The sequence below is a fragment of the Microbulbifer maximicatervae (SeqCode) genome (genome assembly GCF_052467815.1).
The window spans coordinates 2,201,223-2,224,481 of sequence record NZ_CP174326.1 but is presented as its reverse complement, the minus strand read 5'-3'; the positions used below and the strand labels follow the sequence as shown (position 1 = coordinate 2,224,481).

Genomic DNA, 23,259 nt, shown 5'->3' with positions numbered 1-23,259 from the left:
AAAAACCGAGGCTAGCCTCGGTTTTTTTCTTCTGGGAGATTATTTAATTTTTAATCCTGCCCCTTTAAATACCGATCAAAAAAGCGCTTGATCATGCTGTATTGGTGGATGCGAGTCTGCTTACCGCGCAAGCTATGCTTCTTGCCTGGATAAGTCATCAGTTCAAATTGTTGGCCGTTATCCTGCAACTGTTTTATGAGTTTGGTGGTATTGGTAAACAACACATTGTCATCCGCCATACCATGATAAATCAGCAGATCACCTTGTAAGCCCTTCGCATAGGGAAACACAGAAGATGCCTCATAGGCATCCATATCCTTGGTTGGATTGCCCATATAACGCTCAGTATAATGAGTATCATACAGCGTCCAGTCCGTAACCGGCGCACCCGATACCCCCGCCTTAAAGTAGTCTCCGGCTTTGAACATACTCATCAGTGCCATGTAACCACCGTAGCTGTGGCCGAAGATGCCTACTTTATTTTTATCAACGTAAGGCAGGGTGCGCAGGAATTCAACGCCGGTAATTTGATCTTCCACTTCAGGAGATCCCATATTCTTAAAGATAGGATTCTCAAAAGCGGTACCGCGGTTTGCTGAACCACGATTATCTAGGGAAAAAACAATATAACCCTGTTGGGCCATATACTGGTTGAATAGTTTATCCCAGCTATTGGTAACCACCTGAGCGTGTGGACCACCATAGACAAACACCATTACCGGGTAACTTTTCTTCGCATCAAAATTAGCAGGTTTGTACAAGCGGTAGAAAAGCTCCTGGCCATGGGGCGCCTTAATACTGCCAAATTCCGGGGTGATCCATTGATCTTTAAAAGGATAGAGAGGGTGATCACGATTTACAGCGTTCTGCTCAAGCCAGGTAACTCTGGTCCCTGAGCTGCTGTGCAGGCTCACCTGAGGGGGCGTGGTAACGCTGGAAAATTTATCAATATATCCAGAGGCATCCTCAGAAAATTCGATAGAGTGCATACCAGTACGCTGTGAAATTCTCTTAATGTCGCTCTCCCCTTGCAGGGAGACTGCATAGAGATGCCTCTCGATTGGAGTATCTTTTCGTGCGGTAAAATACAAACGGTTAGCCCGCTCATCAACAGCCTCTAACTCGTCAACCACCCAATCTCCCTTAGTCAATTGTGCCTGTAATCTGCCGCCAAAATCATATTTATACAGGTGTTTGAAGCCATCCCTCTCCGATGACCAAATAAAAGCATCGCTATTTTCCAAAAAGTGGAGATCATGGCTCAGGTTAACCCAGGTATCGCTGGACTCGGCAAGGAGCGTTCGGGTTTTTCCCGTATTGAGATTGTAAGCGCGAAGCTCTAACTTTTGCTGGTCTCGAGATTGCCACTGGAAAGTTAACAGGTGATCACGGGCCCATTTTACTCGGGGAATATAAATATCCTGATTATCTCCCAGGTTGATCCAACGGATATCTCCCGAATCAATATCTATAAGGCCAAGTCGGATTTTTGCGTTCGCACGCCCAGCAGCGGGGTAACGTTGCTGTATCATTTCGATACGATCCGCATAGATTTCGCTACGGGTTACCTGATCAACTGGCGACTCATCAACTTGCAGGAAAGCAATATGCCGATCATCAGGAGACCACCAATAACCGGTCATCCGGTCCATTTCCTCCTGGGCAACAAACTCAGCCATTCCATTTTTAATATGATCTTTGCCGTCGCTGGTTAGCTGCTTTTCCCTACCGGTTTTCAGATCGACAATATAGATATTTTGGTTGCGAATAAACGAAACAAAGTGCCCCTCGGGAGAGACCTTTACATCGGTTTCAAAGGTTTCCGTTTCAGTCAGTCGACGCGAAGAACGGTCTTTGAGATCGTAATAGTAAATATCGCCGGCCAAAGGGAACAACAGAGACCGACCATCCTCGGACCAGCTGTACTCCATTATTCCACTACCATAAATTCGCTGGCGCTCCCGTCTTGCCTTTTCCTCATCCGAAAGAGTTTCACTACCGCTGTGCAAGCTATCGGAATTGACCAAAATTCGGGACTGACCGTCTTTCAGGTTGTACTCCCAAAGATCGTAACGGTTGTAATCTTCAGCTCTACCTTTGAGGAAAGTTACGCGCTGCCCATCAGGTGAATATTCCAGCGCACGGGGAGCAGTACCACCCAGAGCCGGGTCGGAGAATAACCGTTCAATGCTGAGTGACTCTGCAGAACATATTCCTGCAAAAGTGCATCCAAGTAATGCAAGCAGTGCTTGTTTCATAGGAAAACTCTTTATATTAAGTATTGTTGGCAATTCACGTACCACTTTGCTACCAAGGGTATTATTTAGAAAACTCTGATTAATTCCATATTATCTCCGGCTTCCTTAAGAGTCGGCCTAAATGGCATCCAGATAAACCATAGCTTCTCTTTGGGACTTGTTCTGATCACCAGAAGTATCTCAAATTTATCGGAAACCCTCTAAAAAATGCAGCTATATTGTGGATAGAGCAAACTATTGAGGATTCTACAACGGAACCTTCCGGGACATGCAGTACCTTACAGTTTTGGGTTTGAGCACAAACAATCCTGCTGCTATTGCCCCCCCTTTACAAATGTTTACTCTGCTTAACCAACATTTGTGGTTAGCTAATGTCTGACTAAAGCTTTTATCAAAATACGGGGTAACAATAATGAAGGTTCATCTCTTTGCATCTGCAGCTGTGATTTTGATCGCTGCTGGCTGTAGCTCTACACCAGAGATCCCCACCACTGAATCATTTGTCACTGACATCACTGAACTGGGCCATCGTCGCTTTACCTACAAGGCAACCATTGGGGCTGGTCCCAAGGGCCAAGGCAGTAGGCGTGGAGGTCCGGGTGGCGGTGGTCCCGGTGGTGGTCCCGGCGGCGGTAAGGGTAGTGGTGGCCCAGGCGGTGGTGGTCCCAGCGGCAGTGGCGGTCCCAGCGGCGCCAATTCTGGAGATGTGAAGAAAGTTGCCCGGCAGAGAATGGAACTCTTGCTAGCCGAAAGTGGCTTCTGTCCCAATGGCTGGTTCCTGATCGAACAAACTTTTGACCAGAACAGAGCTGAAATTATTGGCGAGTGTCGGGCGGTTGCACGATAAGCTTACGCCTCTCACTTTGGCTCTATGTATTCTGCTCGTATCGCTTTATACATAGCAACTTGCCAGGGCGCAAAGCCCTTTGCCCAAACAGCCCCTCAACTGAGGGGCTAATTTCACTAGTCCGTAATTTATCCAGCCTAATATATATGTCTGCTCAACAATGAGTCTGCATGGAACCTTAAGTGCTCCTCAATAAATGAAGCGATGAAATAGTAATTGTGATCGTAGCCTGCATGGTGCTCTATCCGAAGAGGATAATCACTGGCTTCGGCAGCTGTTTGCAGGGAATGTGGTCTCAGCTGCTCCTCAAGAAACTCATCCTGTTCTCCCTGAGAAACCAAAATCGGCGTTTTCTCTACAGCGCGCCCCATTAGCACTGTTGCGTCATATGGCTCCCAGCTCTTGGGATCAGCTCCCAAGTAAGTTCCCAGCGCCTTTTCTCCCCAAGGGCAAGCAATAGGATTACAAATTGGACTAAAAGCAGAAATTGATTGATATCGCTTGGGGTTTCGCAGACCGATGACCAGGGCACCGTGCCCGCCCATAGAATGTCCGCAAATCCCGCGTCGATCATTGGTGGGGAAATGAAGTTCTACCAGGCTTGGAAGTTCATCCACGATGTAGTCATACATTTGATAATGCTGCTTCCAGGGTTCTTGAGTCGCATTTACATAAAAACCAGCCCCCTGCCCCAGATCATAACCCGGGTCATCCGCCACATCGTCTCCTCTGGGGCTCGTATCGGGTATCACTAAGATAATCCCTAACTCTGCAGCGACTCTCTGAGCACCAGCCTTTTGACTGAAGTTTTCATCCGTGCACGTCAAGCCCGATAGCCAATAAACAACAGGATATTTCCTCTGTGTATTCCCCTCTGCATCCTGTGGTAAAAAAATGGAGAAGACCATAGAACAGTTGAGCGTGCTGGATTTATGTCGGTAACGCTGCTGCAAACCGTCAAAAGATTTAGTACTGCCAACCAATTCAATCGACATTTTAAGTGTTCCTATCAAGCCTGCTGGAAATGAATAACACTGCGAATACTTTTACCTTCGTGCATTAAATCGAAGGCATCATTTATTTGCTCAAGGGGCATTGAGTGAGTAATAAAGTCATTCAATTTAAATTCTCCAGCCAGGTAACGCTCTACGAAAGAAGGCAATTCAGAGCGCCCCTTTACACCGCCGAATGCTGATCCCTTCCAAACCCGCCCTGTAACCAACTGGAATGGGCGTGTACTGATTTCCTGTCCCGCACCTGCCACTCCAATAATAATGGATTCCCCCCATCCTTTGTGGCAAGACTCCAAGGCAGCTCTCATCAGGTTAACATTGCCCACACACTCAAAAGAATAATCCACTCCGCCATCGGTAAGCTCTACGATAACCTCTTGGATAGGCTTATCGTAAGCCTTGGGGTTAATACACTCAGTGGCCCCCAGTTTCTTCGCCAGCGCAAATTTGTCCTCATTAATATCGACACCAATAATTCGTGAGGCGCCAGCCATCTTGGCTCCGATCACTGCGGATAAACCAATTCCACCCAAACCAAAAATTGCCACACAGGAACCCGGCTCAACCTTGGCTGTATTGGTAACGGCTCCCATTCCCGTAGTAACACCACAGCCCAGCAAACAAACCTCATTTGAGGGGGCTTCGGGATTAATTTTGGCCACAGATATCTCAGGAAGGACTGTGTACTCAGAAAAAGTAGAGCAACCCATATAATGGAAAATGGGTTTCCCATCTACCGAAAAGCGTGTCGAACCGTCAGGCATTAATCCTTTGCCCTGGGTGCCCCGGATTTTTTGGCACAAATTGGTCTTTCCAGAGAGACAAAACTTACATTCGCCACATTCAGGGGTATACAAAGGAATCACATGATCCCCGACAGAGACACTGGTCACCCCCTCACCAACGGACTCAACAACACCCGCACCTTCGTGGCCGAGGATTGCCGGGAATACCCCTTCAGGATCATCTCCTGACAAAGTGAACGCATCTGTGTGACAAACGCCGGTGGCGTGTAATTTCACGCGAACTTCACCCTGTTGGGGAGGCATAACATCGACATCCTCAATAACCAAACGCTCCCCAGGCCCCCAAGCTACAGCTGCTTTACAACGGATTGTCTCTGCACTCATTTTCAATTCTGCCTTTCATCATTCGTTCCAGTGGCGCCCAGCATAGTCCCCTAGGATTATTGGTGCAAAGCCAAGCGCCGCTGCTGAAGTAAAATCAGGAAAAATCTAAAAGCTCACCCTTATAGTAATAAGTGGTAGCGCTGAACCATTATTAAAAATAATTCCTTTAATTGATTAACAATTAATAGCTTGTCGCTTCCTCCACTGCAGTGGGGAGCTTCCATGAATGGCTCGAAATGCTTTTGAGAAAGCACTGATATCGGTGTAGCCCAAACTTGCTGATAGTAATCCCACGTCAATACTTGAGGCCCGTAGATGCCAGCGGGCAGTCTTCATTCGCGCCCCCTGTACCAACTGCTTAAAGGAGGTTCCCGCTTCATTTAAGCGGCGCTGAAGCGTTCTCATTGGCATACCGAGTAACCGAGAAACTTGCTCCAGGGAGTGCTGCTGGGCCCCGAGAGTTTGAAGGATTAAGACTTGAACCTGTCGGCTGATATCACCCTTGTGCTCTGCCAATAAGCACTTGGAAAACTCCTCAAAATATCTCATAAGACCGCTGCTGGGTTTAGCGAGGGGATAGTTCATCAATGATCCATCAAAAACCAAGCGATCTCGATCTTGCTCAAAACTAGCCTCAATGCCAAAAAAATTTTGGTAACTACTCAACGAAGATTGGGGTTTATGCCGAAATGAAACAGAGCGGGGAGATACTTTGGAGCCAACCATCTCCTGTATCAGGCGATAGGCGGCTCCTACTGAAAGTTCAGTATACTGTTGCGCGGGAATTGCGTCGGGGAAGTGATTAACTCTCTCTGCAATCAAGCAGTCATCGGTTTGGTAAATTTTCCAGTGGTCCGCCTGGTTGTGTAACACCATATACCGATGAGTTACTGTCAAAGCACTGGATAGATTCTCACTTTCCAGTATCAGCTTACCAAGGACACCCAGCATACGCAGCCCTTGCTTCCCCGCCAATCGCAAGCCAAAGTCACTACAGGACAAGTCCCGTGAACACAAATTAAGGAGGTCTACCAGCGTTGCAATGGGGATCAAGATATTTGGACGACGTGTACAATCCGCAGGAAGCCCCACTTGCGCTAAAAAATCTGATGACTGACCACCGAGCTGTGGCACCAATAGATTAAACCCAGCCAGCGCACCACTGCGAATTTCATAGATAGGCTTCATGTTTTATAGCTACCATATTGCCAACCTCTCATTTTCACTATCACACAGTGTCTAGGAATAAAGAGCATCGGACAATAGCTGTATCATATAAAATAGCTTTGCAACTAACTGGGACTGCCCCTATCCACAAACGAAATTTATTTGGAGGCTAGTGCCTGACTATTGTGGCACTTTCCACTATCTACTCATAAAACTGTCGGTTTTATACGAGAAAAAACCGCAAGGAAATTTCACATGGAAACTGAAAATCTAACACTATTTTTAGGCTGGGCTTCGATTATAAACATATTGATACTACTGCTATCAACTCTTGGACTTGTCTGCCTGAGAAAGTCGATCACCAGGATTCACGCCCGAATATTTGAGCTTAATGAACAAGATTTAGGCCGTGCATACTTTCAATATCTGGCACAATACAAAATTGCTATTATCGTCTTCAATATTACACCGTATTTTGCTCTAAAAATTATCAGTTAATTGATAAAAGCGGAAATATTTTGCAAAAAAATAAGAAAGGTAAACTATACCTTTCTTATTTTCATATTTAAGACGGATAGGGAGAGTATTTCGGGTCCGCCGGCAGATCCCCTTTTCAGAAAATTAAGATATTTCTAAAATATTTATCAGCCACTCTTTTTCACAAACTTTGTCAGAATAACAATTCTCTGACCCTCGACCCGCCCTTCGATATGCTCAGGATTATCGCTTAAGCTGATACCGCGAACTGCCGTTCCCCGTTTTGCAACCAAACTGCTTCCTTTTACATCCAAGTCTTTGATAATAACTACATTATCTCCAGCTTGTAACTGGGCACCATTACTATCCCGATGAATCACCAACTCACCAGCCTCTGGTATTGCCCCGGCCTCTGCCCAGGCCAGCAAATCGCCATCCAAATACAACATATCAAACAAGTCTTGGGCCCAGGTCTCGCCAGATAAGCGCTTTAGAATACGCCATGCCAACACTTGAATTGCCGGCTCGGTACTCCACATAGACTCCGACAGACACTGCCAATGCGCACTTTCCAGCTGTGCAGGATTTTCCAGCTGGTCCCTACAGGTTTGACACAATAATACCGCCGCATCTGGATAACCCTCTGACTGGGGTACGTCATAAACCGCCAAGCCATTTTCTGCCTTACAGAGCTCACACTGATTTCCACTGCGTTGTGCCAACTGCTCCTGAGTCACAGCCATAAGTAACCTCAAAAAAAGTAGGGATTATACGACTGATTCTTCCTGCACGCCTCCCAAATAATCACATTTAACGGACATCGAGGTCGACCGTGAACATGATCAAGCTCAGACAGGAAGTAAATAAGACTATCAACAGCCCAGTAGTAGATGGAGCCATTAGGTTGCCGAGGGATTCACAGGCTTCAGACAAGACACTCTAGGGTACTAAAACTTCCAACAGCCGCCAATATAGATTGACGACTGTAAAGAGCATTATGCGTTAAGTCCCACACTCAGTGGTGCGAGGAGACCGCTGCTGCGAACTGCCCACCCTGCTTGCTGGCGATGGCACTGGTGATGTCCCCTAAGCTGAGAATACCGACCATGCGCTTTTCACTATTGAGTACCGGCATCCGGCGTAACAGCTGTTGCTCCATTTTGTGGACAGCAGACAGCAGATCATCCTCCTCCCAGCACCATTCAATCCCTTCTGTCATAACATCGCGGGCAGATAGAGAGCTTAGATTACCTCCCTGAACCACACCGCGACATACAATATCTCTATCAGTCACTATTCCTACAAGCTTGTCATTTTCTCCAATCGGTACTGCACCAATATCCTCATCGCGCAATATTTTTGCCAACTCCTGTAGTGGAGTATCCGGGGTGCACCAGGTAGCCCCCTCATGCATTGCGTGTTTAACTTTCATAGGTACCTCAAAACTCTTAAGACAAATGCCAAAGAGAGTGATGGGTAACACCCATCACCCTTAACCCCTATAGATCAGTGCACTTCAATCCGCTTTCTTTGCGGGGGATGCCCCTCATGTTTTGGTACCGTGAGCGTGAGAATCCCATCTTTGAAATTTGCATCAATCTCACTTTCGCGAACATCTTCACCAAGATTGAAACTTCGCAAGAACTTGCCGTAACGCCGCTCCTGACGAAGCACGCGGCCATCCTTCTTCTCCTTAACCTCGCGGTGCACCTCAGCTTCAAGGGTCAAAACCCCATTTTCTAGGGTTACACTGATATCGTCCTTACCCACTCCCGGCAGCTCAGCGCTAATTTCATACATATTCTTGCGCTCACTCACATCAATACGCGGAGAAAAAAATCCCTCGCGTTCAGATCCGATTGCACGGGTCGGTGAGAGCATTTGTTCAAACATATTATCAAGGTCCAATAGGGACCCTCTGGGAATCAGACTCATATCTACAACCTCTTTTTACGCTAAGCCGCAAAAGGCGCCAGAAAACTCAAGAGTCCGTCTTGCGCCTGTTACATCTTGAGTACAGTCTAGGAAATACTGCGACAAACGAAGGGATTAAGTGCCGATAAAAGCCATTACAAATTGAATATGAGAGCTGTCGTATATTTCTTTTGTACATATAAATATTAAAAACTTCCTTTCCAAGTGCACCTAAAGAGAATTTCCACCTCCATATCCATCAATAAGCAACCAGGGCTCGTGGCCAATATGGCTATTTACTAGGATTAAATAAGGCAGTTAAACGAGGATATGTTCATGGCCTTAGCATGGGTCCTTGTGGCTAACCAGTCCCAAGCGCGAATTTTTGAAGCCAACAAACGCGCGGGAAATCTCAATGAAATCCAGGCACTTCTCCATCCAGAATCACGGCTCTCTGGAAGAGACCAAGAGAGTGATGCGCCCGGACGCACTTTCGACAGCTATGGTCAAGGAAGGCACTCAGTAGGTAATTCTGCAGGATTACATCGCCGTGAAGGTGAGAATTTCGCCAGAGAAATTGCACATACCCTGGAGAGGGGAAGACAGGAGGGCCAGTACGAAAAGCTGTATATTGTCGCAGAACCCTATATGGTTGGCAGCTTGAGGGATGCCTTGAAATCTCCAACCCGCGCAACAATAGCAGGAGAAACAGGAAAAAATCTGGTGGCTTGTGAACCCGAGGAGATCCGGGCTCAGCTCCCTATTTGGCTATAGTAACGTTCGGCCAGTAGAGAGGCTCACGAGTGAACCTCTCTACGAACCCCACTTAAGCCCTGCTTTCTGTTAAAAGTTTATCAATCAGGGCATCCTTTTCAGTCCATAACTCATTTACCCACTGATTAAACTCCACCCGAAACTCCTGATCGGTTGCGTAGTCTCTCTCAAAAAACCGGCTGGGCAACTGGACTTTCTCAATACGAACAATCACTTTCTTTAACTTACCAGAAAGGAAATCTTTAAAAGTAGGTATACCATCAGGGTAAACAATGGTGACATTCAGTAGCTGGTTCAACTGCTCACCCATACAGTGCATTGCAAAAGCAATCCCTCCGGACTTGGGCTTTAGAAGATGTTTGAAAGGCGATTGCTGTCTTTGATGCTTCTCTTTGCTAAACCTTGTTCCTTCAAGGAAGTTCATAATACTGGTGGGCATTAGTTTAAACTTTTCGCAAGATTTTTTCGTCGCTTCAAGATCCTTACCGCGCATCTCTGGATGTTTTTTCAAAAATTCTTTGCTGTAACGCTTCATAAATGGAAAGTCGAGTGCCCACCAGCACATTCCAATCACAGGAACTTTGATCAACTCTTGCTTCACAAAAAATTTCAGGAATGGAATTCTTCGATTAAAAATCGACTGCATAATAAAGATATCAACCCAGCTTTGATGGTTCGCTGTGACCAGATACCATCCATGTTGATCGAGATGCTCTATCCCCTGTACATCCACCTGGGCTCTTTGGGTTAGCTTCATCCAGCCTTTATTTAGGGTTATCCACATTTCTGCCCAAGAAATAAAAAAACCCATGAAAAGTTTTTGCAGAAAGGCAAAAGGGAGAATAAACCTAAAAACTGAAAACAAGAGTATGGGGGCTGCACAAACCAATGTGCTAATGGCCAGCAACACCGAAGATATGACCAACAGTAAAAACGAGGGGAGAAAGTTAAACATCTAAAGGCTCTTTTAATTTTCCGGGCTTACAGGTCAGGCTGTCACGCCATATTCACAGGTTACCCGTTTCTTTTTTAATATCTTGAAATCCACTTATCAAAAACTAAGCGGACTCTGCTCTCATCAGTGTATTTACATAATCCGGGCTACAGGCTGCCTATCGCAATTAACATGGCTGTGTATATTTATGGCTCATGGGAAACTGCTCCACTACAATAAATTCATGCGCCGAGCGCCTAGGCTTTAGCCGCGCCAGAGGCAATATCAAACCGCTGCAACTCTGGGAGAGTAACACGCATTTCAACTCCATATTTTTTGACTGAATAGTCTGAATCTATCGGCGATACATCAGCGCAAACTGCACGGATAAAACCAGTGACAGCAGCCCGGTGAGCGGCCTCATTTTTTCAGTATGTCCTGGATATGAAAAGGCGCCATTGTACCCTTTCTATAACCATGAATTAGTAACTTTTATCTTCCCACGCCGCAAAGGCACGATAGTAACTGGAGCAGCATTGCATCCTGCTAAACTTGGGGCTCCAGGTCGTAGAATTGCGCCGGGAGAATAGAATGGGAATTACAGGTAATAAGCAACACTTCCACCGCAAGCAATGGCTCAGCGTACAGCAGGCCGTTGACCACCTGAGTGCATTGTCTGAAGAGCCACTAACCAGTGCACATCTTGCAGACCTGGCCGATGAGCAGCTTCTTAACCTGTACTGGTACCGTCCAGGCCAAAAACTGTCCTTGGAAGATCACAAGGGGACCCGTGAACTGGTAGAGCCCGTCCGGCTCTGTTACGAAAATGCCAGTGACTGGCACGCCATCGTGGATATCTTGCGGAACAATCCAGCGCTGCCCGCCTACGAACATGACACCCCGCTTCTGGAAGATGCCGACGGAAACCGGCTGCGAATCACCTTCGACTACCACCAGCGGCCAGAACCGTTTAGCAGCCGCTGGTACCCTACCTATGCGGAGTTAGTGCTCAAGCGCAACGATTTGGAACAACTGGAACCCCATCTGTTTACCAGCCAGGCGGTTGAGACCGGGTTTGAGCGTGAGACCCTACTGAATGTTATCTGGCAGCTGGAACAACTAGCCCTTGGGGATGAAGAGCACTCCACCAGCTGGCTGGCGGACCAACTGGCACAGCGCTCTTCCGCGCTTGATCGGCTATCTTGTGAGCGCATCCTTCAGGCGGCCGAGCGCGAAAGCTCTCCGGGGCGCTCGATATAGCGCGGCATTACCTACTAACACCTTTGACTCCTTTCCCATACTCATGAACTCCCCATTGGTGGTAGAGCCCAAAGGCTGTACCCTAGTGGCACTTAGCAAATCTAAGTGTGACGTACTACCAATAGGAGAGAGAAGTGCAGGCCAAAAACAGCTCCTCCAGCTACGGCTGGGTAGCCATCGTCCTCCATTGGATAATGGCCCCTGCGATCATAGGGACTTTTATTCTCGGTTGGTGGATGCGCCAGCTATCCTACTACGATCCATGGTATCAACGAGGCCCTGAAATTCACAAAGGGGTAGGCATCATCCTGCTTGTGTTTCTACTCTTCAGGCTGGCTTGGCGCTTTGCCAACCCATCTCCGGCGAGCAACCCCCAAACTCCCAACTGGCAGAAATTTGCCGCCACCGCCACTCATGGACTGATTTACCTGTTACTACTGGCAATCATGGTTTCCGGCTATCTGATTTCTACCGCCGATGGCCGCCCTATCGATGTCTTCGGCATAGTGAGCATCCCTGCAACCTTACAAGGAATTCCCAATCAGGAAGACATTGCGGGATCTATCCACGAAATCCTTGCCTGGGGCCTGATTGGACTCGTAGCAGCACATGTCTTGGCAGCCCTCAAGCACCACTTTATTGACCGTGACGGCACACTGCGCAGAATCATCGGCATCCGTGTAAAAAGTTCTACAGACAATCACTCACACGTACAAACAACACTCTCAACCACCAAATAAGGAAAAAATGACATGAAGAAGCTCTCTGTATTTCTTATTGCAGCTCTGATGGGGACTGTAGCTCAAGCAGCGGAATACAAAATCGACACCAAAGGGGCTCACGCTTTTGTGCAGTTTCGTATCAAGCACCTTGGATACAGCTGGCTATACGGCCGTTTCGATGACTTCAACGGCTCCTTCTTTTACGATGAAAAGCAGCCGGAAAAATCTTCTATCAATGTCGACATCGATGTAACCAGCCTCAATAGCAATCACGCTGAGCGCGACAAGCACCTGCGCAGCGATGACTTCCTCGACGCTGCCAAATTCCCCACTGCTACTTTTAAGAGCACTAGCTTTGAACCTTTGGAAGACGGCAAAGCCCGTCTAAATGGCGAACTGACCCTCCGCGGTATCACTAAGCCAATCACAATTGACGTTACCAATATCGGTGGCGGTAAAGACCCTTGGGGTGGCTACCGCCAGGGCTTCAGTGGAACCACTGAGTTCGAGCTGAAAGAATTCGGTATCAAATCCCTAGGCCCAGCCTCCCAGAAAGTTGAGATGATCCTGGATATCGAAGGTATCCGTATCTAACAACAAAAAAGTACGCCCCCTGAGCCCGGAAATACCTCCGGGCTCCCCCCTAACTGCGCTTCGCAACACTCCAATAAACTACGCAAGCAGCAGCCGCAGCCAATAGCCAGTCGACGCCTGCCATCAACCCTTTCGGTAAGAAAAAAGCTAGCATTGTGATGACAATACATGTCCCCAATAAAGTCAGCAGTGCTCGCGGGTTCCAGCCACAGAAATAGTAATAACGCCCATCACTTTCGCTGTAATACAACTGCCCTACATCCATCTGGCGCTTCTCTACTAAGTAGTAGTGAGACAATATGACACCGTAGGCAGGCGCCAGAAAAACCCCCACCCAGTTTACGAACGCCACTAAACCGATTTGTTTGATAACAGCGGGCCACAAAGCACTAATCAGAAAGGCCAGAAACAGCGTTATCAATGCCGCCCTGCGAAACCCCAGGTACTTTGGCAGAAAATTTGAAATATCGTTAACTGGAGCCACAAAGTTCGCCACCACATTGATACCGGCCGTTGCTGTAAAAAAAACAACCGCGGCGATCAATGACAGCTCCAGATTCCCAAGCTTCTGCACGATATCAGTGGGGTTTGCCAAGTTCTGGTGGAAAACTGACTGGGCGGCGATAGTGGTGAACAGAACAATTATCGCAAAGCCAGTCATGTTTATAGTGATTCCCAGCCAATTCCCCCTTCGCATAACAGACTCGTTCTTACAGAAACGAGCAAAATCTCCGTAACTTAGGATTATCGGCGCATAGAGAGCCAACATAGTACCTGTGACTTTGATGAGCTGGACCAAGCCATCGCCCCAGGATGCTATAGACCGATCAAAGAAAGTAGCAACTGCAAATACAAACTGTCCGTCACTTCGAACCACTAGCATCCACAACAGCGCGAGCATCACTCCATAGACACATGGCGCAGCCAGGTTGATAAACCAACGGATCGTATTGATACCTTTGAAAAATAGAAGAGCCTGAAATAAGGAGACAAGTACGAGGGAAGCCCAATCGATCCGGTCCATTGCCAGCCACTGCCCTCCGACAGCTTGTGGCCACCACTCTCTCAGCAACAAAGACATGGCATGGGCAGCAAACCAAGTCTGCGCACCGTACCAAAATATTGCCACGCTCCCCCGAAGCAACGCAGGGACGTTAGCACCTCGGATCCCCATACTCGCCCTGGCCAATACAGGAAACGGTATACCGTATTTAACACTCGGTTCACCGATTAAATTTAATAAGATGATAATTAAAATTGCTGCAATAGCGATCCCAGCGAGAACCAGCCAAGCATTCGTATTGGGACCGAGGAATAGAGTTGCCGCCAGGGTATAGCCAGCGAGACTTTGTGCAGCGTTGGCCCAAAGGTTAAAGATCGTCAGAGTGCCCCAGCGTTTTGCTTCGGGCTTCACCACCGCTAAATTTTCATTCTTTAGCTGCAAAGTGTCACCTAAGTGCATTTGATTAATAACGCGCCAAAGCAGCTACTTCAAATCAACCTTTTCAACAATGACATACAAGCCGTCATAAGTGCCAAATTTAACAGTTAATAATATATATTCTCTTTTACAATTGAGACTTATTTTCAATAACAGTAAAAGTGGTATCCATTTACCAAATTAGCAGTAATGCCGCTAGCACTGGCGCACAACTGTGAAATATATTGTGTAGCCATCGATTAAAGAAGATGCGATCGACAAAGATGCATGTAAGTATCCATTAAACTAGTGTGCAGCCGTGTACTTGGAGAACATTAACCAAGTCACAAGTAAAAGTACGAAAAGGTCTTTAAGATTTTTGACGGCGGCACAACTTTTCAGCGAAAATGGAAGCAATTACTGACAATTATTGCACTCCCTCTAGAGACAGTTATCAAGGGAGCGCAAAAATAGAACAATTTCCAAAAATCGTAGTGACTAAATCATTCAGAACTGGGGCAATCCTCTCCGAGACAAGCAGTGAGACAGCGGCGCAGAGCAGCGCCCATCACAACAAGTAGTGTCTCAGCTCAAGGGAAATAATCGCCGCAGATGGTAAGCCAAGACTCCGTACTGCTGAGGTATTCGCAGGACAAGCACAGCGGGCATCCACCAGTATGAATGAGCTTTGTCGCAATCAGGCCACAACTTGAGTTGGCCACGGCAGAAGGGTAGGAATATGGCTTGCTTACAGCATCCAGATAGGGAACAACCAGTTTACTTAATGGCACACCACACCATTGGGCGCCGGCAGGGTGCAGTAGACACAAGAATCACAAGTGCTGAGATATCGGGCATCCATGCCGCAGTGCAGTGGACCGGTACTCATTGGAATATTCGCGACTTGAGTCGCAATGGTACCTGGCTAAATGGCCAGCAGCTGGTGCCCGCTAAGAGCTACCCACTCCAGACCGGTGACAAAATCGCTTTTGGCCGGGCTAATAACCCAGCCTGGATCGTCGAAAACCTCGACGCTCCCGAGAATTTGCTGATCGATATTCACTCCGGCGAGGCACAACCGCTGGAACAATACCACCTGCTGCCCGACGAAAATGAGCCTCTCGCCAGTCTTCAGTACAGCCCCCTAACAGGACAGTGGTTGTACGAGTTCACCGGCCCATCTGCTGAGGACGGCGATAAGATCCTGGTAAATCATGGCGATCGTATCGATTGCGGCCTGCATAGCTGGCAGCTCTTCCTGGCGGACAACCAAGGGGCAACGAAAGAGTTGTCACTGCAACAACTGTCTATTATCGACTTTGAGCTGAAGTTCTCTGTGAGTTCCCACGAAGAGCATGTGCAGTTACAACTTCAGCGGGAAGGCATGAAGCAATCCTTACCAGCAAGAATCCACAACTATCTCTTGTTGTACCTTGCTCGTGCCCGCCACAAAGATATGCAGAGCGGCATGGACACTGACTCCCAGGGCTGGGTTTCTATTCAGGTAGCCACTCACGAGCTGGGTATCACTGTTAACCACTTAAACACCCAAATTTTCCGCGCCCGCAAACAAATCTCTGAATCCCTACCTGATGCAGTGGATACATCGAGCCTGGTAGAGCGTCGATCCTGGGAAATCCGTATTGGTTGCCCGCAATTCGAAATTTATAAAGGCAACCAACTCGAGGCAAGAGCAGAGCCGGAAACGGTATAGCTTCATCTCCAGAAAGGGGGCTTAAGGCTAAGCCCCTTATTATCTATTCAGTAATTATTTGCCAGGGTGGCGGAGCTGAATCTCTTATCCCTCGGCAAGAATTACAATGTCAGCGCAACCACCCTCTTATATCGGCCGGTACAAGATCATCAGGCAGCTTGGAGCCGGGGGAATGGGAGTTGTGTACCTCGCCAAAGATGAGCGACTTAACCGAGAGGTCGCTATAAAGCGATTGCTCAACAACCCTGAAGACGAATCTGCCTCACGGCGAATTCGCCAGGAAGCATTACTGCTCGCACAACTAAACCACAACCATATCGTACAAATTTATGATGTTGTTGAGGAGCAGAACGATGTAGCCCTGGTTATGGAGTATGTTGATGGCCGCCCACTCACCTATTGGGCACGGGAGTTTAACCCCAGCCTCCGCCAGAAAATCCAGCTACTCAAGCAAATCACTGCCGGTCTTGCGCGTGCCCATGCTGCCGGAATTATTCACCGCGACTTGAAAGCTGACAACATCCTTATTGACAGCAATAACATCGCAAAAATCGCTGATTTTGGAATTGCGCGGAGCTGGCAGGATACGAAAGAAATTACCCGCGAGCAGCATATCGCTGGCAGCTGGTACGCAATGTCTCCCGAGCAGGCCCTCGGCGAGAATCTGGATAACCGCTGTGACTTATTTGCCCTGGGAATGCTCGCCTATCACCTACTGTGTGATCAGCCTCCCTTCGGCAAGCATGGAAGCCCATACATTATTATCGATCGGATCATCAACAACCCGCACCCACCCGCAGGGGCCATAAACCCCGGACTTCCTACGGCGCTGTGCAAGTTACTGGATAAGCTGCTGGCCAAAAACCCGGACAAACGCCCCGTCAGTGCTGCCGTTGTAGCCACCAATTTGGATGTGATACTGAGCCAATTAACATCGGATCATGAAACCGCCGATGACCATGACATCACGATCACCACGGAAGACTTTCATGTACAACATCGACGTACAAACAAAGGACACAAACTTCTAGCCGGCATACTCCTGGCATCCGGTGCGATGTTACTCGGCTTAACCGCCGCTGTTTTTCCTGAACTTTCTCTATGGGGAAGTAAAGAACCCTCGGCAAAGTACATTGCGATTATTGAGCCAGACTTATCAAACCTGCGCAGCCGAGAGGAAAAGCTACTGGCCAATAACCTTCTCAGCTCCATCAAACAGGGGCTTTCCGATCAACCAGCGCTACTACTGGTACCCTATTCGGAATCCCAGCAACTAAAAGGCAAGCCTTTGCGGGAGCAGGCGCAAGCGCTCAACGCACAGCTGCTGATGCAATTTGCCCTAAACTGTGAGGCCGCCGCCTGTGAAGCTTCATTTGCCCTTATAGAAACCGAGGGGTTTGCTGAAGTCGCCAACCGTAGTGCCATGCTGAACCTGGATGCACCGCTGGAGAGCCGCGCACGTGTCTTGCAGCAACTGCACTATCTACTTCCCAACCACCCAACAGGAAGCCTAAGAGTTCAGTTCAGCCTTAGCCCTGAAGATTACCAGCAATACCTCGAGATATTCGAACAGCGCAATAATGAAGCTAATGTTGCCGAGGCAATTACCAAAGTTGAGGCTCTGCTAAAAAGGAACCCCTACTTCCCCTCCTACTATGAACTGTTAGCGGATCTATTAGCCACCCACCTATATCACTCGCGGGATACCAAAATACGCGGCCGACTCACAGGGCTTCTCAACAACATACCAACAAAGATTTCCAACCACCCAACGGTGTTGATCACTAAGTTGCGTATTGCCATCTTCCTGGCAGATACAGAGCTTACAGAGTCCTTACTTGCAAAACTAAAGCTGCAACTACCTGATCAGGCTCTCTACTACTTCCTGCGCGCGAAAGCCTATCAGCGAGGGGGGAATTACAACCGTGCGCTTGAAGTCATTAACCAAGCACTCAACATTCGAACCAGCCCTCTTTATCTTCGCCAAAAGGCTTTGACCCTGACCCTGATGGGGCAAATGGAAAAAGCGAGGCCTCATCTTTTACAGGCCATCCGTCTCAACAATCAATATATTGATGCTATCTCCTTGCTTGCAGCCAATGAATTGGATTCAGGCCGACCCAAAGAGTCTATCCGGCTCCTTAGTGAGGTGGGCTTAAAGCATTTAGGAGACCGGGATACCTTCAACCTTTGCTTGTCCTATTACATCGAACAGCAGCTGCAGGATACAAAAAACTGCCTGAGTCATGTTGCTGAACGGGCCCCTAACGATCCCCACGTATATCTGCTGCTGGCAGAGATTGCCCGCCTGGAAAATAGACAGCTGCAATCACAAGAATTTGCCCAGCGCGCCCTAACCTTGGCACAAAAGCAGGAGGACTGGCTTGGACTGTTACTGCGGGCAAAGGCCTATTCTGAACTGGGGCAGGGTGAGCAAGCCATTGAGACACTATTAAAGATGGATAACACCGCTCCAGACGGCCTATTTGTCAATTACAGCCGCGCCCAGGTTTACATGGCCTGCGGCGATATGCTTTCCGCCAAAGCCTATATACGAAAAACTTTGGAGTTAGGCATGGCTCCAGTCTGGTTCACAACAATTGGCTTTCAACCTATTTGTACTCTGGCAAGTTTTGATGATATACGCGCCAGATACCCTACCTTATGCTCTGACAGGACTGACACTTAAACAGTCAAAAACAAATCAAACAGAATGGAATAACGTGAACCATTTCCCTTTAAGAGGGGACAGATGCCTTCACGAAATTGTACTATCAGGTAAAATCCCCTATCCATCCGAGAAGAATACAATACAATGGACGTAGTTGCGTTGGAGAAAACTGAGGAATATCAAGGCCGTTACAGGGTTGAGCGCACCCTGGGTGCTGGTGGTATGGGGGTTGTTTACTTGGCCGAAGATGTCAAACTTCGGCGAAAAGTAGCTATTAAGCGCCTCCGCTCTGACTTAAGTGGAAATTCTGCAGAGGCCCGTTTTCGCAGCGAAGCTGAACTTTTAGCCAGGTTGAATCACCCAAATATTGTGCGGCTTTATGACGTACTGGAGGAGAATACCGGTATCGCCCTGGTTATGGAGCTGGTTGAAGGCGTCACTCTTAAAGAATGGCTTCGCGAAAACAGCCCTACCCTGGCAATAAAGCTCGATTTATTGATGCAAATATGTCAAGGGCTCAGTAAAGCTCACTCCCTAGGTATTATTCATCGCGATCTTAAGCTGGAAAATATCCTTGTCACTAATGATGGCGTAGCAAAGATTACTGACTTTGGCATCGCCAAAGCGCTGGACTGTGATCAACAGCTGACCAGAGAGGATCATATTGCTGGCAGCATTCAGGCGATGTCCCCAGAGCAGGTTCAAGGTGCCCCTCTGGATGCTCGGAGTGACTTGTTTAGCTTGGGCAGTATTGCTTACGAACTGCTTTGCAACAACAAGCCCTTTGAACGCGGGGACTTAAATGCGCTGGCATTTGCCCAACAAATCTGTAGCGCTCCCCATATTCCTCCACAAACCCACTGGCCAGAAATACCTAAGCCACTTGTAGCACTACTCGATAGACTCTTGAGTAAGCGCCCCGAGCAACGTCCAGACTCTGCCCAGCAAGTTTTCGAGGCTCTTTCTTTAGTCCGCCATCATGGCATTGATGCTGACACCCAACAATACTCTGAAACAGTAACGCAGTTACTTATTAAACCACGCAAGAAACATCGCCGTCTCACGTCATTTTTAGTTGCTCTAATTGCACTGGGCGCTACTGGCTTTTGGGGATGGAAAACCTATTCTCGTCTACCGCCACAATATATCGCAATTCTTCCTATCGAATTAAGCGGCAAAACAATTGATGAGAGTACAGACAGCTTAGTAAAAGCAATGGTGCGCCAAGCGCTTATGAGCACCCCCAGCCACCTAAAGTCCAGTGCTCTTGTAAGCTATATCCCTAGAAGAGAGGCCACTTTAAATGAGCAGCTCCGGCATCTTGGAGCGCAAGGCATTACGGATGCGTTATCTGCTCGATTAGATTGCGTACAGTCCCGTTGCAATATTGAAATACAGGTTATTAACCCTCTTGACAAACAGGTAAAAAAGCAAACTGCTTTTGCTTTTTTACCTGGCCAGCTAAGACAAGAAGCCCAATACTCTATTCGAAATAGTGCTATAGACTTATTCCCCAAAAGATACCATAGGGAACCCGGCTCTGATATCCGAATGTCACCCGAGGACTATAATCACTACCTTCACATCCTCTCTAAACTTGCCACTACGGCAACGGAGCCTGCCGACCTGGAAGCTTCAAAAGAGCTAATAGGCAAGTACCCAAAGAACTCAAACCTATATTCACTTTATGCTAGTATTGCCACCAAACTATATCTTTCGACCAATGATAGTAAGTTATTGACTTCAGCACTTGGAATATTGGCCAGCGCAGAATCTACCAGCACAGATAAAAGTGTTCTTCTTGAAGCTCAACTCTACATTAAATCCACAGGTACAGACAGAGAAGGGTTTGAGTCAATTTTAAGCAGGCTCCAGGCTAAAGGGTATCCCTCAGCACATCTACTTGCACAGTATGCCCGATTCCATTATTCCCAAGGAAATTATAAGCAAGGCCTTTATTATGCAGAGCAAGCCTCAGCCCTAAATCCTTCTGCACACAATCTATACATAGTTGCGATAAACCAGATTCAGATTGCAAACTATAATGATGCACGCAAAACCTTAAACGATCTTTTAGATAAGTATCCAGAGTTTTGGTCTGCTTACGCAGTTATTGGAGTTATTGAGTTAGAGCAAGGTAATCTGGAGCGAGCCAAGAGGGCTATCACTACGATCCCAGAACAGTTCCGAACATTAAGTTCTGAAGCCAACTTGGGAGTGGTGTATTTCCTTCAAGGAAAGTATCAGCTGGCGCTGGAAAAATATAGAAAAGTTATATCTATATCCCCGAACAATTTAACTGCAATTTATCAAGTTGCAGAAACTCATCAAATGCTAGGAAACAACCAGCTTGCAATCAATGGATATGAAAAAATACTTCAAATAACCTCAAACATTGAAAATGAAGGACTGAACACCCAAAAATATCGATTTCGAGCCATAGCCCTGGCCAACCTCAACCGGCATGCCGAATCAATAGTAATACTCAATAAATTGCTTAAGCTGAACCAAGATGAAACTGACATCAAGTATAGTGCAGCTCTTATTTATGCCCTTTCTGAGGAATGGCGATCAGCAAACTACTATATTGAAGAGTTAATCGAGCAAGGCATGGGCGCAGAGTGGTTTGCCCTGCCAGCGTTTCAAAAGCTCTGCACCCAGCCTCAGACATCACAAAAGGTTTTACAAACTATCTGCAATTATTGAGGGTCGTTAACCGGATAAGGATCAATCTGCGCATCTGGATCCCCAGAGACAAAGTGCACACCGGTTTCCGCATCCACGCACATCCACAGGAAAGAGAAGTTATCGGGGATATCCTCTCTATCCCTGATTTTAATAATCAGTTTAGTGAATTCGCCATCCACCTCTTTAGCGCGAGCACGGAACTGGTGACGAAAATCCGGGCTCAGGGCAATAAGACCATCTAACTTATGGTTCTGACGATAGCGAACAAACTCCAACTCACGACCCGGTACTTGCGATAAATCCAGAGTCACCTCCAGAGTCAATACTGCACGCTTATGGATTTTGAAGTGCATATTGCCAAAGTGCTCTTCAGGGTTAGCCGCATTAAACAGCGGCCAGTATTGAGGCTTACCATCTTCTTGCTCTTTAGGCTGAAGAACCAAATCTAGCTTTAACCCTTCTTTAGGCACCTTCACGTCAAGTACAGGTAGGTCAGCACAATTGACCATATTTCCATTCCCCTCTAAAAATTTGTTATATGGTGTCACCAAAGGGCGTATTATCTTGTGTAAACTACGTCCGTGACTGCGTCATCATAACCAGCCCCAATCTTAAATCATCCAGCAGGGCTGAAACTTACCGCCCCTGATTGATGGCTTCGACCATCGACGGCTACAACAATCTTATCAAGCGCAAAATTTGGCACCCGTGCCCGGGCAACCCTATCCAATTGACTCGATTAAGACTTTGCACCTATCGATCCCAGCTTGGCCACTCAGCCTGTGCCCCCCCCCTTCAACCCCTGGCATCACATTGGGGATAAGGGGTAAGTAAATCTATCCGAATTTTGCTGCGGGCTGCCTTTCCATGGCGAGGTAATTGTTCCCACAAGCACCTACCCCCCTCAACTGGAACACAATGTACATACTTAAGGATTACAGGTCGATCACACGCCATTACAGATAATTTCGCAAAATATATTTGTTGAAAGGCATAAAGTCATCATATGCCAAAATAATTACACGATAAATTCATAATAAAAGAAAAAAGAAGAGTGGAAAAGTTTTTCCTTCCCCATCACGTGAATATCTAAATAAAGATAAGACGCTATATTATTAAAATAAATATAAAAATATTTTGAACTCTTACTGAAAGAGACTAACGCCCCCTCAGATAATTTATTCTTATCAAGGCCACACCAAAAATGTTTATTCAAAGCTATTCAGCAAAACCAATGGCAGACAATCTCTTTAGCCAAGCAATAACCTTTACAACTAAATCAGAAAATAAAAAAAGCCGGCAGTCACAAAACTGCCGGCCCGAAATGATGGTCCCAACCATCGACGGTTACAACAACACTATCAAGAGCAAAATTTGGCATCCATGCCCGGACAAGCTCATCCAAGATGGATCGACTAAGACTCTACACCTGTCGATTCCAGCTTGACCGTTCAGCTTGCGCTGAATTCCTTTGTTTCCTCACGCCACCTGAGGGGGCAAGGAAATTAAATCCTTTCGAAAATTGTGGGGGCTGCCTTTCCATGGCGAGGTAACCATTATCACAGCCACCTACCCCCTCAACTGGAAGCTACTGTACAGATTTCCAAATTACAGATCGATCACGCCAAAACACAGCAAATTACACACTAATTACTCGCCAAGTGTTTTATGCGCCG

Annotated in this window: 19 protein-coding genes; 9 read left to right on the top strand and 10 right to left on the bottom strand. The window is 47.2% G+C overall.

Annotation, left to right across the window (positions count from 1 at the left end):
* Positions 1-50: 50 nt before the first annotated feature.
* Positions 51-2,258 (bottom strand): S9 family peptidase, encoded by a 2,208-nt coding sequence (locus ACJJIW_RS09640; RefSeq protein WP_444937193.1) that lies wholly within the window; start codon positions 2,256-2,258, stop codon positions 51-53.
* A 412-nt stretch (positions 2,259-2,670) separates the two neighbouring features.
* On the opposite strand from ACJJIW_RS09640, the gene ACJJIW_RS09635 reads away from it, so the two are divergent.
* Positions 2,671-3,105 carry a hypothetical protein gene (locus tag ACJJIW_RS09635; RefSeq protein ID WP_444937192.1) on the top strand — a complete coding sequence of 145 codons (435 nt, stop codon included), beginning with the start codon at positions 2,671-2,673 and terminating at the stop codon, positions 3,103-3,105.
* 137 nt (positions 3,106-3,242) lie between these two features.
* Here the strand turns inward: ACJJIW_RS09635 and fghA are convergent, their stop codons facing one another.
* The 3 genes from fghA to ACJJIW_RS09620 form a co-directional block, all read right to left on the bottom strand.
* Positions 3,243-4,100 (bottom strand): S-formylglutathione hydrolase, encoded by an 858-nt coding sequence (fghA, locus tag ACJJIW_RS09630; RefSeq protein WP_444937191.1) that lies wholly within the window; start codon positions 4,098-4,100, stop codon positions 3,243-3,245.
* 14 nt (positions 4,101-4,114) lie between these two features.
* Positions 4,115-5,248, bottom strand: coding sequence for an S-(hydroxymethyl)glutathione dehydrogenase/class III alcohol dehydrogenase (locus ACJJIW_RS09625; protein WP_444892044.1), 1,134 nt, complete (start codon positions 5,246-5,248; stop codon positions 4,115-4,117).
* A gap of 174 nt (positions 5,249-5,422) precedes the next feature.
* Positions 5,423-6,436, bottom strand: a complete 1,014-nt coding sequence (locus ACJJIW_RS09620; protein ID WP_282931228.1) for an AraC family transcriptional regulator — start codon at positions 6,434-6,436, stop codon at positions 5,423-5,425.
* 234 nt (positions 6,437-6,670) lie between these two features.
* On the opposite strand from ACJJIW_RS09620, the gene ACJJIW_RS09615 reads away from it, so the two are divergent.
* Positions 6,671-6,913, top strand: a complete 243-nt coding sequence (locus ACJJIW_RS09615; protein WP_353057013.1) for a DUF6868 family protein — start codon at positions 6,671-6,673, stop codon at positions 6,911-6,913.
* Between the two features lie 146 nt (positions 6,914-7,059).
* Here the strand turns inward: ACJJIW_RS09615 and ACJJIW_RS09610 are convergent, their stop codons facing one another.
* The 3 genes from ACJJIW_RS09610 to ACJJIW_RS09600 form a co-directional block, all read right to left on the bottom strand.
* Positions 7,060-7,635, bottom strand: coding sequence for a PhnA domain-containing protein (locus ACJJIW_RS09610; protein ID WP_282931227.1), 576 nt, complete (start codon positions 7,633-7,635; stop codon positions 7,060-7,062).
* Between the two features lie 272 nt (positions 7,636-7,907).
* Positions 7,908-8,324, bottom strand: a complete 417-nt coding sequence (locus ACJJIW_RS09605; protein ID WP_282931226.1) for a CBS domain-containing protein — start codon at positions 8,322-8,324, stop codon at positions 7,908-7,910.
* Between the two features lie 74 nt (positions 8,325-8,398).
* Entirely contained in the window at positions 8,399-8,827 is a 429-nt protein-coding gene (locus ACJJIW_RS09600; protein ID WP_282931225.1) for an Hsp20/alpha crystallin family protein, read from the bottom strand.
* A gap of 315 nt (positions 8,828-9,142) precedes the next feature.
* Here ACJJIW_RS09600 and ACJJIW_RS09595 point away from each other — a divergent pair, with 315 nt between their 5' ends.
* A complete protein-coding gene (locus tag ACJJIW_RS09595) occupies positions 9,143-9,580 on the top strand; it encodes a host attachment protein (RefSeq protein WP_282931224.1) in 438 nt (145 codons plus the stop codon).
* 52 nt (positions 9,581-9,632) lie between these two features.
* Here the strand turns inward: ACJJIW_RS09595 and yihG are convergent, their stop codons facing one another.
* Positions 9,633-10,535, bottom strand: a complete 903-nt coding sequence (gene yihG, locus ACJJIW_RS09590; protein ID WP_282931223.1) for a 1-acylglycerol-3-phosphate O-acyltransferase, YihG family — start codon at positions 10,533-10,535, stop codon at positions 9,633-9,635.
* Positions 10,536-11,105: 570 nt separating this feature from the next.
* On the opposite strand from yihG, the gene ACJJIW_RS09585 reads away from it, so the two are divergent.
* From ACJJIW_RS09585 to ACJJIW_RS09575, 3 genes are all read left to right on the top strand, one after another.
* Complete coding sequence (locus ACJJIW_RS09585) at positions 11,106-11,774, top strand: hypothetical protein (protein ID WP_413663348.1); 669 nt, start codon at positions 11,106-11,108, stop codon at positions 11,772-11,774.
* A 134-nt stretch (positions 11,775-11,908) separates the two neighbouring features.
* The gene (locus ACJJIW_RS09580) at positions 11,909-12,514 is read left to right on the top strand and encodes a cytochrome b (protein ID WP_444892046.1); all 606 of its coding nucleotides are present in this window, start codon (positions 11,909-11,911) and stop codon (positions 12,512-12,514) included.
* 12 nt (positions 12,515-12,526) lie between these two features.
* A complete protein-coding gene (locus ACJJIW_RS09575) occupies positions 12,527-13,090 on the top strand; it encodes a YceI family protein (RefSeq protein ID WP_282931220.1) in 564 nt (187 codons plus the stop codon).
* 49 nt (positions 13,091-13,139) lie between these two features.
* On the opposite strand, the gene ACJJIW_RS09570 is transcribed toward ACJJIW_RS09575, so the two are convergent.
* A complete protein-coding gene (locus ACJJIW_RS09570) occupies positions 13,140-14,534 on the bottom strand; it encodes a cytosine permease (protein WP_444892047.1) in 1,395 nt (464 codons plus the stop codon).
* Between the two features lie 715 nt (positions 14,535-15,249).
* Here ACJJIW_RS09570 and ACJJIW_RS09565 point away from each other — a divergent pair.
* The 3 genes from ACJJIW_RS09565 to ACJJIW_RS09555 all read left to right on the top strand — a co-directional run bounded on the left by ACJJIW_RS09565 (position 15,250) and on the right by ACJJIW_RS09555 (position 21,601).
* A complete protein-coding gene (locus ACJJIW_RS09565) occupies positions 15,250-16,224 on the top strand; it encodes an FHA domain-containing protein (protein ID WP_444918206.1) in 975 nt (324 codons plus the stop codon).
* Positions 16,225-16,330: 106 nt separating this feature from the next.
* Positions 16,331-18,913 (top strand): protein kinase domain-containing protein, encoded by a 2,583-nt coding sequence (locus tag ACJJIW_RS09560; protein WP_444937190.1) that lies wholly within the window; start codon positions 16,331-16,333, stop codon positions 18,911-18,913.
* Positions 18,914-19,039: 126 nt separating this feature from the next.
* Complete coding sequence (locus ACJJIW_RS09555; RefSeq protein ID WP_444937189.1) at positions 19,040-21,601, top strand: protein kinase domain-containing protein; 2,562 nt, start codon at positions 19,040-19,042, stop codon at positions 21,599-21,601.
* Here the strand turns inward: ACJJIW_RS09555 and ACJJIW_RS09550 are convergent.
* Entirely contained in the window at positions 21,595-22,092 is a 498-nt protein-coding gene (locus tag ACJJIW_RS09550) for a hypothetical protein (RefSeq protein WP_444937188.1), read from the bottom strand. The two genes, ACJJIW_RS09555 and ACJJIW_RS09550, sit on opposite strands and share 7 nt — an antisense overlap.
* Positions 22,093-23,259: the final 1,167 nt, after the last annotated feature.